Source organism: Agaribacterium haliotis (assembly GCF_002312815.1).
GTDB classification, from domain to species: domain Bacteria; phylum Pseudomonadota; class Gammaproteobacteria; order Pseudomonadales; family Cellvibrionaceae; genus Agaribacterium; species Agaribacterium haliotis.
Map to the genome: position 1 here is coordinate 165302 of NZ_NKQJ01000008.1, position 14287 is coordinate 179588.

A 14287-nucleotide genomic window follows, 5' to 3' on the forward strand; every position below is an offset into this window, starting at 1 on the left:
GAGTTTAAAGTATTTGTAGAGGCTCTCCTATGAGCTAGCGTAAATAATGCCGATAGCTACACACTATTAACCGATATTTTGATGGCTAAAGTCGACAGTGCTGTGCTCTCTGTGTTTATCGGCGCGGCGCAAGCAGTTTCTCGGGCTTTCGTCCGGCTCGCGCTCGGCCACACCGATGCTCAGTTCGAAGTTGACGTCCTGCTGGATCTGGCTGTGTTCGACCAGGGTCTTTATACGCTTGGCAAACTGTTTGCTCTCTTCAAGGGCGAGCTGAATGGGCAGCACCACAAACTTCGAGCGACTGATGCGGTAGAGCCGCTCGCCGCTGTGCAGCTGTGTGCGCACTAAGTCGCTCAGGTGGATCAGTGCTTCGTCGACGCTCAGGTGGCCGAGTTGAGCATTCATGCGCTCAAAGTCCTCAAGCTCAAACAGTACGATAGAGAGCTGCTCTTTATTTGGCGGCGCGAGCGCCAGTTCCTGCAGGGCCTGCTCAAAACTTCGGCGATTGAAACAGTTGGTCAGTGGGTCTTTGTAGCTGAGTTCTTCGAGCTGCTCGGTTTGGTAGCGGTTGCGCATCACAAACAGCATGGTAAAGGCGTTAGTGACGATAAACGTAACAAGATAGGCGCCCAGGGTACTGCCGTCCACTTGATTGCTGATCAGACTGATAATGCTCAAGCCCGCCGCGCTTGAGCTCAGCAGGGCCCACTGCGGTTGAATTAAATAATAAACTCCGATGGAGCACGGAAAGCTCCATATTAGCTGGTCCGGGCCTTTTATGGCGACGGTGAGAATCTGGCTGACAATTAGCAGGCTGGCAAGAATAAGGCTGGCAAGTTCGGTGCGCCGCGCCCGGTAAACGTATAAAAACAAGCCCAGCATGGCGATCATGACAAAACAATCAAACAGCGCAATCGCCCAGTCGCCTTCGAGAAAACGGTGAATGGTAAAGGGCAGCACGCCGAGCGCGCCTGCCAGGCAAATACCGAGAATGACCCACTCTCTTGTGTCGCGGTCTATTAAATGGGCGCTTTTCATGCCCTGTTTATATTTGTTGTTCATCTGTAAACCTTTGTCAGCCGCTGCTGGGCTGTAACTCGGCTCGTTTGCACAGATATGTCGTCGGGGAGTTGAAGCGCCGCGACGGACTCTCTATGATCACGCGCATATATTTGGGGGATGTGTTTTGACAGAACAAGCGAAGACGGAGCTTGCACCTGCCGCGGCCAAGGTCGCCGGTGCGCTCAGCACGCGCATTGCACGAGAAGGACTACTTATCGCATTGATAACGGTCTTTGCTTATCTGACTGTGGCCTTGCTCAGTTACAGCGAACACGACCCGGGGTGGTCAAAAACCGGTAGCAGTGCGCAAGTGAAAAACGCCGTCGGCCCGGCCGGGGCCTGGGTCGCCGATGTAGCTCTGTCACTATTTGGCAATATTGCCTATTTATTCCCTCTGTTATTACTTTACCAGATATGGCACCAACTAAGGGAGCGTGAAAACTGGCGTTTTGACCCCTTACTTTTTGCGGTTAAATCGCTTGGCCTGATCTTGGTGATGGTTGCAGCCTGCGGCATCGCCGTGATCCAGGCGGGCACCGAGAGCGATTATTTGCCGTTCTCTGTTGGCGGCTGGCTCGGTTTGGAAATTGCCTCGGCGATGGGGGCGAGTTTTGGTTATCTCGGCTCGGCAATGCTGTTGCTGGCAATGCTGTTATTTGGCTTAACCATCTTTATTGAGATCAGCTGGTTTGCGGTGATGGATGCCATCGGCGCATTTGTGCTCAAAGCCGTCGCGCGAGGCAAATTGTGGCTCAAAAAGCGGCGCTTGCAACAAGCCGAGAAAAAACAGGTGGCCGCAGTCGTCGAACAGCGCCGCGAGGCGGTCAAAGAAGTTAAAAAAGAAGCTAAAAAGCGCAAACCACCCAAAATTAAAACCCCGAGAATTGAGCCTAAGGTCAGCGCCCGGGCCGCAGCTGAAAAACAGCAAAACCTTTTTGATGATGCACCGGTGGAAGGCGAGTTGCCGCCGATCGCGCTGCTTGAGCCTGCCGATCCAAGCACCAAAAAAGGTTATAGCGAAGAGAGCCTCGAGGCAATGTCGCGCCTGCTCGAGCTCAAACTCAAAGATTTTGGGGTTGTGGTTGAAGTGGTCGGGGTCTTGCCTGGCCCGGTGGTTACACGCTTTGAGCTTCAGCCTGCACCGGGCGTGAAAGCCAGCCGAATTACCAATTTGAGTTCCGATTTAGCCCGCTCGCTGGCAGTTAGTGCGGTGCGTGTCGTCGAGGTGATTCAGGGCAAGTCGGTTGTCGGTATTGAAATCCCCAACGAACACCGTGAGATGGTGCGCCTGTCAGAGGTGATTGCCTCGGAGGACTATGAGAAATCCAAGTCGGCGCTGACGCTTGCGCTCGGCCACGATATCAGCGGCCAACCCGTTATTGCCGATCTCGCCAAAATGCCTCATCTATTAGTTGCCGGTACCACAGGCTCGGGCAAGTCAGTGGGTGTCAACTCCATGCTGGTGAGCATGCTGTACAAGTCGGGGCCCGAAGATGTGCGCCTGATGCTGGTCGACCCTAAGATGCTCGAGCTCAGTGTCTACGAGGGCATTCCCCACTTGTTGGCACCGGTTATTACCGACATGAAAGAGGCCGCGACCGGCCTGCGCTGGTGCGTTGGCGAAATGGAGCGGCGTTACAAGCTGATGGCAGCGCTCGGCGTGCGCAATATTGCCGGCTACAACAAAAAAATTCGCGAAGCCAAAAAAGCCGGGGAAGAAATTAAAGACCCGCTTTATGTGGCCATGGATGAGGGGGTTAGTGGCGCCGAGGGCTTTGAGCCACCGGTACTGGATACGCTGCCGTTTATTGTTGTGGTGATCGATGAATTTGCCGATATGATGATGATTGTCGGCAAAAAGGTCGAGCAGTTGATTGCGCGCATCGCCCAGAAGGCAAGGGCAGCTGGCATACACTTGGTGCTGGCAACCCAGCGGCCGTCGGTTGATGTAATCACCGGTTTGATCAAAGCGAATGTGCCGACCCGCATGGCGTTTCAGGTCAGCTCCAAAATTGACTCGCGAACCATTCTCGATCAAGGCGGTGCCGAGCAGTTGCTCGGTCACGGCGATATGCTGTTCTTGCCGCCAGGTACGGCGCACACCGTTCGTGTGCACGGTGCTTTTATCGACGATCACGAAGTGCACAAGGTTGTGGCCGACTGGAAAAAGCGCGGCGAGCCCAATTATTTGGATGAGATCTTCAGCGAAGAAGTTGAAGCGATCCCTGTTCCCGGGTTCAGCAGCTCGGACGACGGCGCATCCGGAGGCGATGACGAAAGTGACCCCCTGTACGATCAGGCGCTTGAGTTTGTCACAGAGACACGCAAGGCCAGTATCAGCTCGGTGCAGCGCAAGTTGCGCATTGGCTACAACCGCGCGGCAAGGCTGATTGAACAGATGGAAAGTTCCGGTGTCGTAAGCCCTATGGGCGCCAACGGTAATCGGGAAGTTTTGGCGCCCCCACCGCCAAAGCGTTAAAGCACAGTGTTTGGAAATGCTTAATATGTATAAAAACTCAGGTCTTTTAGGTTTTTGTTCTGCACAGTTGGCGCTGTTCGCGCTCGCTGTATTCACCGCCGCCAGTGCCGGCGCGGATGGTGTCAGTAAAGCCACCAATGCGCTCTATGAGCGACTTAGTTCAGTGCAGTCGCTGAGCGCTGATTTTGAGCAAAAGGTGCACGACCACGCCGGCTGGCTCGTTGCCGAACAGCTCGGCCAGTTGCAATTAAAACGCCCAGCCATGCTGCGCTGGCACTGTCGCGAGCCGCAAGAGCAACTGGTTGTCGGCGACGGCGCTAAAATATGGCTCTACGACCCCGACCTTGAGCAGGTGAGTATCTACAAAAGTGCGGCGATGCTTGAAGGTCCGATGACGATGCTGGCGCAGAGCAAAGAACAGTTGGCCGAGCAGTTTGCCATTGCTGAAGAAGAGTGCGAATTGCAAGCATGCTTTTTACTTGTGCCGAGAAGCACAGAAAAAAACGCCGCCTTCAGTTCGCTTCGTTTTGACTTTGATGACAGCGGCCTAAAACGTATCGAGATGCAAGACCGCATGCGCCAGCGCACTGAAACAGTTTTAAGCGATAGAGCTTTCAATGGCGCTATGGACGAGACCCTGTTTAATTTTGTTGTGCCCGAGGGGGTCGACGTCGTCGTCAATGACTGATCTTTTTGACAGCCAAGCCAGCGCCTTGCAAGCAGCGCCGTTGGCTGCGCGCATGCGCCCGCAAACACTCGAGCAATACCTGGGGCAACAGCACTTACTTGGGCGCGGGCGAGCGCTGCGCAAAGTGCTCGAGCAGAATCAACCGCATTCGATGCTGTTGTGGGGGCCGCCCGGCGTCGGCAAAACCACCTTGGCGCGTCTGCTGGCAAACGAAATCGACGCGCAGTTTTTATCTGTGTCGGCGGTGCTAAGTGGCGTCAAAGAGCTGCGCTCGGCAATAGAGCAGGCCAAGCAGTACCGTATTGCCAATAACAAGCGCAGCATTCTTTTTGTCGATGAGGTTCACCGTTTTAACAAGGCCCAGCAAGATGCCTTTTTGCCCTATGTTGAGGATGGCACGGTCATTTTTGTCGGTGCGACCACTGAAAATCCAAGCTTTGAAGTCAACAATGCGCTGCTGTCACGCTGTCGCACCTATGTGTTAAAAGCACTGGATGATGCCGCTCTGAAAACACTGGTTGTGCAGGCGCTGGCGGATGTTGAGCGCGGCCTCGGTGAGCGCCAGTTAAGCATCGCCGACGAAGCCCTTGAGTGCTTGGTCAAAAGTAGCGGCGGCGATGCCAGAGCCTGTTTAAATGTGCTTGAAATAGCCAGTGACCTGGTCGATGACGCTGCCGAAATTGGTTTAGAGGAGCTCGCTGACGTGATCGGCGATGGCCTGCGCATGTTTGATAAGGGCGGCGATATTTTTTACGAGCAGATCTCTGCTCTGCACAAAAGTGTGCGCGGTTCCGATGCGGATGCCTCGCTTTTTTGGATGATGGCGATGCTCGATGGCGGCTGTGATCCACTTTATGTGGCAAGGCGTTTATTGCGCATTGCATCGGAAGATATTGGCAATGCCGATCCCAGGGCTTTACAGCTTTGTTTAAATGCCTGGGATGTACAAGAGCGCCTCGGCAGCCCCGAGGGCGAGCTGGCGCTTGCCCAGGCGGTGCTTTATCTCGCAGCGGCGCCAAAGAGTAATGCTGTGTATAATGCTTTCAAATCCGCGCGAGCAGACATCCACCAAAGCCCCGGCTTTGATGTGCCGGTGCACTTGCGCAATGCCCCCAGTAAGCTGATGAAAGAGCTCGGTTACGGCCGCGAGTATCGCTATGCCCACAACGAGCCGGGCGCGTTTGCCGCTGGCGAGTTTTATTTTCCCGATGGCTGGGAAGAGCGCAGCTATTATCAGCCGGTGGAGCGGGGCCTGGAAATAAAAATTTCTGAAAAAATGCGTTCTCTGCGTGAATTAAATCACAAGGCTCGTTCGAATAGTTAAGGAGTGTTTATGAACTGGTTGGCAGTGGCCTGTGGCGGAGCCATCGGTGCATGCTTGCGTTACAGTCTCGCTCTATCATTTGCCTCTTACGGCTTTCGTTTTCCCATAGCCACCTTTGCCGCTAATATGCTGGGCTGCTTTCTGATGGGGCTGGGTTTTGTATTTATTGTTGAAAAGGCCTTACTGAGTGATGTTTGGCGCCACTTTTTGCTGGTCGGCATGCTCGGTGCTTTTACTACGTATTCAACGTTCTCTGTAGAAGTGTTATCGCTTCTGACAGATCACTATTGGAAAACTGCTTTGGCCTATTGGCTCGGCACCGCTATTTTGAGTGTGCTGGGCGCAGGCCTTGGTGTTTATGTCGCAAAACAATTGATTAGTTAAGTTAACACCTATGTTAGATCCTAAACTTTTTCGTTCCGATCTCGATGCCGTTGTCGCAAACTTGGCCAAGCGCGGTTTTACTTTTGATGCCAGCGCATATCAAAAACTCGAGAGCGAGCGCCGCGAGCTGCAGAGCCGGGCCGAGCAACTGCAAAGCGAGCGCAATGCACGTTCAAAAAATATCGGTAAAGCCAAAGCTGCTGGCGAAGATATTCAGCCGCTGCTTGCCGAAGTTGAGAGTTTAAAAGGCGAGTTAAGCCAAGCTGAGGCCGAGCTGAAAACGCTGCAAAACAAATTTGATGAGCTGCTTTTTGGTGTGCCGAATCTGCTCTCTGACAAGGTGCCTGCAGGCAAAGATGAAAGCGATAATGTCGAAATAAACCGTTGGGGCGAGCCGCGCAGTTTTGATTTTGAAATCAAAGACCATGTCGATGTTGGCTCAGGTGTCGACGGGCTCGACTTTGAGCTGGCGGCAAAAATTACCGGTTCGCGTTTTGCGGTGATAAAAAAAGATATTGCGCGCATGCATCGTGCCCTTATTCAATTTATGCTTGATACGCACAGCGAACAGCACGCTTACAGCGAAGTCAATGTACCTTATATCGTCAACAAGCAAAGCCTTTTTGGCACTGGCCAATTACCGAAATTTGAAGAGGACTTATTTAAACTCAACGATGAGCGCGAGTTTTATTTGATTCCCACCGCCGAGGTGCCGGTCACCAATATTATGCGCGATGAGATTGTTGACGAGAGCATGCTGCCTCTGCGCTTTTGTGCGCACACGCCTTGTTTTCGTTCCGAGGCGGGCAGTTATGGGCGCGATACGCGCGGCATGATACGCCAGCATCAATTTGAAAAAGTTGAGCTGGTACAGTTTGTCAAACCGCAAGATAGCGAGGCGGCGCTTGAGGCCTTAACCTCTCACGCTGAGGCAATTTTGCAAAAACTGGCTCTGCCATATCGCAAAGTTATTCTCTGTGCGGGTGATGTCGGCTTTTCATCGCGCACGACCTATGACCTTGAAGTGTGGTTGCCAAGCCAGGATTGTTATCGCGAAATTAGCTCGTGTTCAAATTTTGGTGACTTTCAGGCGCGCCGTATGAAAGCGCGTTTTCGCAACAAGGAAACCGGTAAACCTGAACTTTTGCATACTATCAATGGTTCCGGCCTGGCGGTTGGCCGTACTCTGGTTGCGATTTTGGAAAATTATCAAAACGCCGATGGCAGCGTTACGGTGCCCGAATGTCTGCGTGCCTATATGGCGGGCAAGGAATTAATCGGTGCTGCGTAGCGCTGTTTACACCTTGGCTTTTCTAAACTTGCCCGGCTTTTTGCCGGGCAAGTTCATTTGGCAGGCGCTAAGCTGCTAGTGGTTATGATTGCAGGCAACGTTGCGTATTTGCCTGCGCGGTAAGAGGCTGAACTATGGATTATTTCCCGTTATTTTTTAAGCTCGACGGCAGAAAAGCGTTACTTGTCGGCGGTGGCGACGTCGCGCTGCGCAAAGCCCGCTTGCTTTGCCGAGCTGGCGCTCAAGTCGATTTACTCGCTGAACAATCTTTGCCAGAGGTAACCGCTTTATGTAAACAAAGTGGTGGTCAGCTGCTTGTTCAGCCCTGGTCTGAAGCAGCGGTTAATTTAAATGAGTATGTGCTGGTTGTTGCCGCAACAGACGATGAAGCTGTTAACCAAGAGCTCTCGGTGCTGTGTCAGCAGAGAAATTTACCGGTGAATGTGGTCGATAACCCCGAGTTATGCACCGTGATTACGCCGGCCATTATCGATCGCAGCCCATTGATGATTGCTGTGGCGAGCGGTGGCCAGGCACCGGTGCTGGCTCGCAAAGTAAAATCGCTGATAGAGACGCTGATCCCAGGTTCCTACGGCAAGCTCGCACAATTTGCCGCGGGCTTTCGCGATCGGATTAAACAGGGCGTGCCCGATATGGAGCTGCGCCGGCGCTTTTGGGAGAATTGCTTAACCGGAGACATCGCTGAAAAAGTACTTGCCGGCAATGAAGAGCAAGCCGAGCAGCAGCTGCTTGCCGACCTGGCACAGCAAAAAGTCGAGCGCGGCGGAGAGGTCTATCTTGTCGGTGCTGGCCCGGGTGATCCGGATTTGCTGACATTTAAAGCGTTGCGCCTGATGCAAAAGGCGGAAGTCGTACTCTACGACAGGCTTGTGACTCAGCCTATTCTCGACATGGTTCGCAAAGATGCGGACTTTATTTATGTTGGCAAGCAGCGGGCCGAGCACGCTGTTCCACAAAAGCGCATTAATGAAATGCTGCTCGAATACGCTCAGCAGGGCAAACGTGTGCTGCGTTTAAAAGGTGGTGACCCGTTTATCTTTGGCCGCGGCGCGGAAGAAATCGAGCTGTTAAGCGAGCACAATGTCGCTTTTCAGGTGGTGCCGGGCATTACTGCAGCTTCCGGTTGCGCAAGTTATGCGGGCATTCCATTGACGCATCGTGATTTTAGCCAGAGCGTACGTTTTATTACCGGGCATGTAAAAGATGGTGTACTCGACTTTCGCTGGAAAGAGTTTGTTGAAGACAGTCAGACGCTGGTGTTTTATATGGGCTTGACTGGTTTGGCGCAAATCTGCTCAAAACTTATTGAGCACGGTAAGGATGCGCAAACACCCGCGGCTCTGGTTGAGCGCGGCACACAACCTGATCAGCGTGTGCACTTGGGCTGCCTTGAAAATCTGCAGCAAATTGTTGAGGAAAAAGAAGTACACGCACCAACCTTGCTTATTATCGGCGGTGTCGTATCGCTGGCTAACAAGCTCGCCTGGTATCAAAGTAGTGCTGAATAAAGGCAGTGCAAACAAAAGCAGCGCTGATTAAAACCAGCGCTGCTTGTTGTAGATGGCTGCTTTTATAGCGCTTCGGCGTAACTTTGTAGCTGCCCGTTGTTATCGTAATAATAGGTTTGTGGCGCCTTGCTGCCGGTGCCACTAAATACCCACCACTGGGCAAATTTTAAATTGCTGTTTGACCAGGCACTGCTGTTGCTTTGCGCGCCTGGAACATTGTGCAGTACTGCGTTGATGCCCCAGCTATCCGTGCTTTGGAAGTTGTTTGCATTGGTGTTGCTAATCACCAAGTTTTTGTAGCCGGATGCAAAAAAGACGTTTCTGCCGATACCTGTCACGGTATTGTTGTCGAAAGTAATATTGCTTGATGCCTGAGCGGCGTTAAGTGGCGCGCCGTGATCGTTGTAGGGCAGTACGGTGAAGGCGTTGGCAAAGTTCCCGCTGGTACCGACATGGATTTGATTGCGCTTTATCACAATATTATTGGCGTTGTGCTCAATGTTGATGCCAGCGCTAAATTCGCCTTCGTTGCCGTAGCTTGACACATAATTGCCTTCAACATGCAGGTTGGCAACGGTAGCCATGGCGATGCCAAACTCTCGTGCGTTGTATATTTTGTTGTAGTTAATATTTGAGCCGGGCTCAAAGTAGCTGGCTTTGTCTTTGATATCTTTGCGAATCTGCGCGTAGTGATCAGGGAAGCTCGGCGCGACATAGGGGAAGCCGTCATTGCCGGCGTCTATACTTATGCCGAGTCGAATATTATTGCCGTGAAACTGGTTGTGCGCGATGTTTAACTTGCCCGCGTAAAGGCGATCGCCTAGCTGCCACTGGGCCCGGTAAACATCCCTTAGCAGCTCTATGCCTCGATTGACGCGATTGAAACTGTTGTAGCTGATGTTTAAATTTTGCGGAATGATGCCCACAGAGCTTATGCCTATAGCGCTGTCAATTAAATTGCAGTCATAGATATTAAAATAGTTTGGGTTAAAGCCTGCGTGGGTTGCCGGTAGGTTAATTAAAGCACTGTTGGAGCTGTCCCACTTGGCGTACTTAGCCAGTTGCACGTTGCTGTTTTGGCCAATGCCCTGAAGCGTTAAATTGTGTAGGGTCACACCGTGATATTGAACATTAATCATCGGTGCAGAAAAATCCCAGTTGTAACGCTTTAATGTACTTTGCCGTTGTGTGTCGGCACCTTTGATGGTGACCTTGCTTTGAATGTTGATGGTTTTGCTCAGATAAATCGTTCCGCTGACGACAATGGTGTCGCTCTGATCTCGATCAACGTAGGCGCGATTCAATGCGTCGAGCAATGATGCTTCGTTGTTAACCCAATACGTTGCGGCGTGAATGCTAGAGTTAAGACCAAGCAGCAGTAAGGTTTTTAAAGTTAAAGTAATGACGAGCTTAACAGCAGAATAAGTCTCGCTTTTTTTCATAAATAATCCCTCAAATTTGTGCTTTAAATAGGCGCGTTTTCAGTGAGCCGCTTGTACGGATGAGTACTTAGACAGTGACGACTGCTTTTACGCGACCTGGTGATAGTTGGCCGGCGGCCATGCCAAGCTTTGGCACTGTCGCCAGTACTGACCTTAAAGTAAGGTGTGTTACAGTTTACGTTTAGTGTGTGACTGGTTTCGCGTATTGATGTATTTGGTGCCGCATTGTGCCGAATATTTGAGCGGGTTCTCGCTTGCTTTTGTCTTGCTTATAGCTGCTGTTGTCGGCTGGAGAGTGTCGAGGGCTTGTTTTTCAATTAAGCACTGGTTGTTATTTGTTTGTAACAATATGTAACTTGCGATAGGTGCCTGGAGGATGCGGGTGACGCCGCTTCTCAAAGTCGCCTATACTGGTCGCCGCTTTATCAAAAAATGAAATCGGGCCACAGGTCTCTTCTGGATTGCAAATTAGCGAGGATGCTATGCACAATTTATTCAAACTCTTTGTCGTCGCGAGCTGCCTTTTGGCCGTTGCGTGTTCTAACTCTCGCACGGATGTGGAATCCGATCTGGGTATTAAAGGTGCGCCAGACTGGGTTAACGAAGGCACTAAGGCCGTTGATAACGATAAAGGCCAGCTTATTCACGGCACAGGTTCCGCACCGGACATGGGCGATCAGAGTTTGCAGCGTGCCACGGCTGATGGTCGAGCGCGCGCGGAAGTCGCGCGAGTGGTTTCGACAATTGTGAAAAGCAGCATTAAGGATTACAGCACCAGCAATGGTGCTGCGGTAGATAGCAGCATTGAGCGCGAAATCATTAATACGACAGATTCGGCTTTAAATGGTTCTGAAATTGTTGGCCGCTGGCGCGATAAGCGAACCGGTACGGTTTACTCTATCGCCGAGCTTAACCTTGAAAAACTCGACAGTGCTATTGAGCGCGCGGGTAAATTGAGCACCTTGGATCTCGATAAGTTTAAGTCGGATATTAATGCTAATTTTGATCGTTTTATGAAGGAACAGAAATAATGAAGAAGTTTGTCATTGCCGCTTTTGCCATAGCGACACTTATGCTGGTTGGTTGCGCAACATCGGTCGATCGTGTGGATACAGATAGCACCATTGATTTAAGCGGTGCGTGGAATGATGTCGACTCCCGGCAAACAGCTGAGGCGATGATTGACGATGTGCTCAGTCGCCCGTGGATCGATCAGTTTGTGGCCAAAGAGGGGCACAGCCCAGCGGTTATTGTTGGCGAAGTAAAAAACCTCAGCCACGAACACATCAACACCAAGACGTTTATTGCCGATATGGAGCGCGAACTGATTAATTCTGGTCGTGTGCAGTTTGTAGCATCAGCGAGCGAGCGCCAGGAAATTCGCGGTGAGCGCGAGGATCAGGATTTAAACGCGAGCGAAGAAACTCGCAATGCAGCAGGCCGTGAGCTGGGTGCCGATTTTATGCTCAAGGGGCAAATCAATACCATTATTGACGCCGAAGGAAAAAAGCAGGTGCGTTATTATCAGGTTGATTTAACGCTGATTTCGCTTGCTGATAACCGCAAGGTGTGGGTTGGTCAGAAGAAAATTAAAAAGTACGTTAAAAACGCCAAATTGCGTTATTAATCGCAGTCAGCATCTATTTTAGAGGCGGCATTGTCGCCTCGTAATCGTTTCTTTTGGCCCGGGAAGGCTCTCTTTATGGCTTTAGCGAAGTTTGCTCGCGCCTCTGGTTTAGCTTTGTTATTTGTATTTGTACAGTTTTTATACGGCTGTGCAAGCTTGTCGATCGACATGCACCAAACAGCGAATGAGCTCTCGAGTCTGCACGATGCAGAAACCGTTTATTCAAAAGTTAAGCACGCGCAGTCAAATGGTAAAAGTGCGGTCGAACACCAGCTAAATCTCGGTTATATGGCTTTGGTGACCGGTCGTTTTGACGAGGCCATCAGTGAGCTTGAGCAGGCGAAGCAGGGCATGAAGAAGCTCGATGCAGTGTCTGTTACGGAAAGCGCAGGCGCGGTTACCATTAATGAAACCACGCGCAGCTATGCAGGTACACCAACAGATCACACCCTTGTTCACGCGATGTTGGCGATGGCCTATCTGATGAAAGGCGATATTGACGGCGCTCGTGTCGAGGTCTTGCAGTCGGATGTGACGATGAAAAAACTGGCCGAGCGGCGCCCACTGTCGGGCCAGCTTGCCAGCATGCACTCGATCGCCGGATTGGTTTACGAGCTTAACGGCGAGCGCGACAATGCGATGATTAGCTACCGTCACGCCTATGAGCTGTTGAACAAGCGCAGCGAAACCATTCCCGAAGCTCTGCAGCTGAGTTTGTTGAAGTTGAGTCAAGCGCTTGGGCTCGGCGATGAATATCGCAGTTACCAGCAGCGTTTTTCAGAGCGTATTGTTTTACAGTCAAAGCAAAAGCAGCAAAGTGTGCTGGTGTATTTTGATGGTGTGATCAGTCAGATGCAAAGTCATAACACGACTTTGTGGTGGGATGTCGACGAAGTGTATTTATCTGTGGCCCTGCCTCGTTTCCCGGCCAACACCTATCACCCGCGCGAGTTGCGCTCGAATTTGGCCAGCTCGCCTTGGCGTACCGAAGTGATTGAGGACCTGGAGCTTAGGGTTAGGGAGGATCTCGATGCGTCGATGGGACGCATTTCAGCAACCGCACTGGCGCGGGCGGCTAACAAATATATGATGGTTAAAAAAGCGCAGGAGCAAGACAACATCTTGGGGGCGGTGGCCAATGTGCTGACCTTGGTCAGTGAATATGCCGATACGCGCCAGTGGGCGCTGCTGCCGTCGTCTATTCAGTTGGTGCGCGCCGATGCCGAACATGTACAACAGTTGTTAAACACAGTTGCCAAGACGCCGATGACGGCTGATCGCACGATCAGCGCCAGCGCAGCTTTGGCCGATGATACATTTAATGTGATTTTGCTAAGTGGTGTGGCAGCGCATTATTTTACCGCCGCATATTAACGCGGATCACTGTCTCAACAGGGGGTTAAAAATGAAACAGTTAGCTTATGGATTGATGCTTGTTTTAATTTGCGCATGCGCCAGCTCTGGCAAGCAGCCTGAGTGGGTGATGCAGCCTAAGACACTTTACGATGAGCAGCAGTATTTAAGCGCTGTCGGTCAGGGCGATAATATCGACCAGGCTAATACGCGTGCGCAGGCGAATCTGGCAAAAATGTTTTCAGTATCGATATATGAAAAACAAATCGATGCCTCGAGTTTTAATAGTGATAGTGGCCAAACAAGCACCGATGTTAGTCGCCATATCAACAGCGAAGCGCGCATGCAGCTTGAAGGCGCCAAAATCGTCGAGCATTATCAAAGCGAAGCCGGTCAGGTCTATGCGCTTGTTGTGCTCGATAAAAGCATTGCCGCCCGCAATTTCCGCGAAGATATTCGTCAGGCAGATACGCAAATTGATGAGCGTTTGAAATACGCATCAGGCGATGCGCCAAATGTTTTTAGCGCCTTATCGGCATTGAAAGAGGCGCACGGGCTTGCACTGAAGCGTGAGAACTTAAATCGAAATTTAATTGTTGTGGCCGATCGCGGTATTGCCACATCAACAAGTTCCGCCGATATTGAAACGCTGTTTCGCAACGCCATGAGCAGTTTGAAATTTAGCCTCAGTGCAAATTCTGACGAGTTAAAAAGCCAGTTGAGCGCCAGCGCCTCTGATTTGGGTTTGGCGATCGTCAGCGAGTCACCGCTGCAAATCAGCGCAAGCCTAAATCGGGATGAGGTGTTTGAGCAGCAGGGCTGGTACTGGTTGCGCGCCAGTCTCAACTTGGCGCTTAGCGAGCAGGGCAAGGTGACACGCAAGCTCAGTCAGAATTTTAAGGTCTCAGCGCGTCAGCAAGGCGCTTTGCAGTCGCGCCTGAATACGGAGCTTGAAAATCAATTTGATGAGGCTTTGTTTCAATTATTATTGACCGACGCGCAGCCCTAGAGGCGTATCTTAGTTTTCCTTAATCGCAGCAATAGTTTTGTATCTGGCGATGTTTGTGCCGCATCGCTGTAAGCTTTAGCTAAGTCAGTGCTACTAAGC

The 14287-nt window shown here is 51.4% G+C and carries 12 protein-coding genes; 10 read left to right on the plus strand and 2 right to left on the minus strand.

All coding sequences use genetic code 11. The features are described 5' to 3' along the window. Nucleotides 1-66: 66 nt before the first annotated feature. Nucleotides 67-1062: a GGDEF domain-containing protein gene (locus tag CFK45_RS11055; protein ID WP_096086499.1), complete on the minus strand. Its 996-nt coding sequence runs from the start codon at nucleotides 1060-1062 to the stop codon at nucleotides 67-69. Nucleotides 1063-1186: 124 nt separating this feature from the next. Here CFK45_RS11055 and CFK45_RS11060 point away from each other — a divergent pair, with 124 nt between their 5' ends. From CFK45_RS11060 to cysG, 6 genes are all read left to right on the plus strand, one after another. Continuing rightward, a complete protein-coding gene (locus tag CFK45_RS11060) occupies nucleotides 1187-3541 on the plus strand; it encodes a DNA translocase FtsK (protein ID WP_239923646.1) in 2355 nt (784 codons plus the stop codon). Nucleotides 3542-3566: 25 nt separating this feature from the next. Continuing rightward, entirely contained in the window at nucleotides 3567-4229 is a 663-nt protein-coding gene (gene lolA, locus CFK45_RS11065; protein WP_158224674.1) for an outer membrane lipoprotein periplasmic chaperone LolA, read from the plus strand. Further along, complete coding sequence (locus CFK45_RS11070) at nucleotides 4222-5553, plus strand: replication-associated recombination protein A (protein ID WP_096086502.1); 1332 nt, start codon at nucleotides 4222-4224, stop codon at nucleotides 5551-5553. Before lolA ends, CFK45_RS11070 begins: the two co-directional genes overlap by 8 nt. Before the next feature lie 9 nt (nucleotides 5554-5562). Beyond that, a complete protein-coding gene (gene crcB / locus CFK45_RS11075) occupies nucleotides 5563-5937 on the plus strand; it encodes a fluoride efflux transporter CrcB (protein ID WP_096086503.1) in 375 nt (124 codons plus the stop codon). A 10-nt stretch (nucleotides 5938-5947) separates the two neighbouring features. After that, the gene (gene serS / locus CFK45_RS11080) at nucleotides 5948-7228 is read left to right on the plus strand and encodes a serine--tRNA ligase (protein ID WP_096086504.1); all 1281 of its coding nucleotides are present in this window, start codon (nucleotides 5948-5950) and stop codon (nucleotides 7226-7228) included. Nucleotides 7229-7362: 134 nt separating this feature from the next. Next, complete coding sequence (gene cysG / locus CFK45_RS11085; RefSeq protein ID WP_096086505.1) at nucleotides 7363-8757, plus strand: siroheme synthase CysG; 1395 nt, start codon at nucleotides 7363-7365, stop codon at nucleotides 8755-8757. Between the two features lie 62 nt (nucleotides 8758-8819). Here the strand turns inward: cysG and CFK45_RS11090 are convergent, their stop codons facing one another. Further along, on the minus strand, nucleotides 8820-10199 hold the full coding sequence (locus CFK45_RS11090; protein ID WP_096086506.1) for a hypothetical protein: 1380 nt from the start codon (nucleotides 10197-10199) through the stop codon (nucleotides 8820-8822). A 482-nt stretch (nucleotides 10200-10681) separates the two neighbouring features. On the opposite strand from CFK45_RS11090, the gene CFK45_RS11095 reads away from it, so the two are divergent. From CFK45_RS11095 to CFK45_RS11110, 4 genes are all read left to right on the plus strand, one after another. Continuing rightward, a complete protein-coding gene (locus CFK45_RS11095) occupies nucleotides 10682-11230 on the plus strand; it encodes an LPP20 family lipoprotein (protein WP_096086507.1) in 549 nt (182 codons plus the stop codon). Continuing rightward, the gene (locus CFK45_RS11100; RefSeq protein ID WP_096086508.1) at nucleotides 11230-11826 is read left to right on the plus strand and encodes a penicillin-binding protein activator LpoB; all 597 of its coding nucleotides are present in this window, start codon (nucleotides 11230-11232) and stop codon (nucleotides 11824-11826) included. The genes CFK45_RS11095 and CFK45_RS11100 overlap by 1 nt, the downstream gene beginning before the upstream one ends. Before the next feature lie 75 nt (nucleotides 11827-11901). Beyond that, on the plus strand, nucleotides 11902-13200 hold the full coding sequence (locus CFK45_RS11105) for a COG3014 family protein (RefSeq protein WP_096086509.1): 1299 nt from the start codon (nucleotides 11902-11904) through the stop codon (nucleotides 13198-13200). A gap of 31 nt (nucleotides 13201-13231) precedes the next feature. After that, nucleotides 13232-14188, plus strand: coding sequence for an LPP20 family lipoprotein (locus tag CFK45_RS11110; protein WP_143247557.1), 957 nt, complete (start codon nucleotides 13232-13234; stop codon nucleotides 14186-14188). The last annotated feature ends 99 nt before the right edge of the window (nucleotides 14189-14287 follow it).

Bases quoted from the DNA above. Each gene is read 5' to 3' on its own strand.
- CFK45_RS11110 (WP_143247557.1), top strand. From the start codon at position 13,232: ATGAAACAGTTAGCTTATGGATTGATGCTTGTTTTAATTTGCGCATGC.
- CFK45_RS11100 (WP_096086508.1), top strand. From the start codon at position 11,230: ATGAAGAAGTTTGTCATTGCCGCTTTTGCCATAGCGACACTTATGCTG.
- cysG (WP_096086505.1), top strand. From the start codon at position 7,363: ATGGATTATTTCCCGTTATTTTTTAAGCTCGACGGCAGAAAAGCGTTA.
- CFK45_RS11070 (WP_096086502.1), top strand. From the start codon at position 4,222: ATGACTGATCTTTTTGACAGCCAAGCCAGCGCCTTGCAAGCAGCGCCG.
- crcB (WP_096086503.1), top strand. From the start codon at position 5,563: ATGAACTGGTTGGCAGTGGCCTGTGGCGGAGCCATCGGTGCATGCTTG.
- CFK45_RS11055 (WP_096086499.1), bottom strand. From the start codon at position 1,062: ATGAACAACAAATATAAACAGGGCATGAAAAGCGCCCATTTAATAGAC.
- CFK45_RS11105 (WP_096086509.1), top strand. From the start codon at position 11,902: ATGGCTTTAGCGAAGTTTGCTCGCGCCTCTGGTTTAGCTTTGTTATTT.
- CFK45_RS11090 (WP_096086506.1), bottom strand. From the start codon at position 10,199: ATGAAAAAAAGCGAGACTTATTCTGCTGTTAAGCTCGTCATTACTTTA.
- CFK45_RS11095 (WP_096086507.1), top strand. From the start codon at position 10,682: ATGCACAATTTATTCAAACTCTTTGTCGTCGCGAGCTGCCTTTTGGCC.
- lolA (WP_158224674.1), top strand. From the start codon at position 3,567: ATGTATAAAAACTCAGGTCTTTTAGGTTTTTGTTCTGCACAGTTGGCG.
- serS (WP_096086504.1), top strand. From the start codon at position 5,948: ATGTTAGATCCTAAACTTTTTCGTTCCGATCTCGATGCCGTTGTCGCA.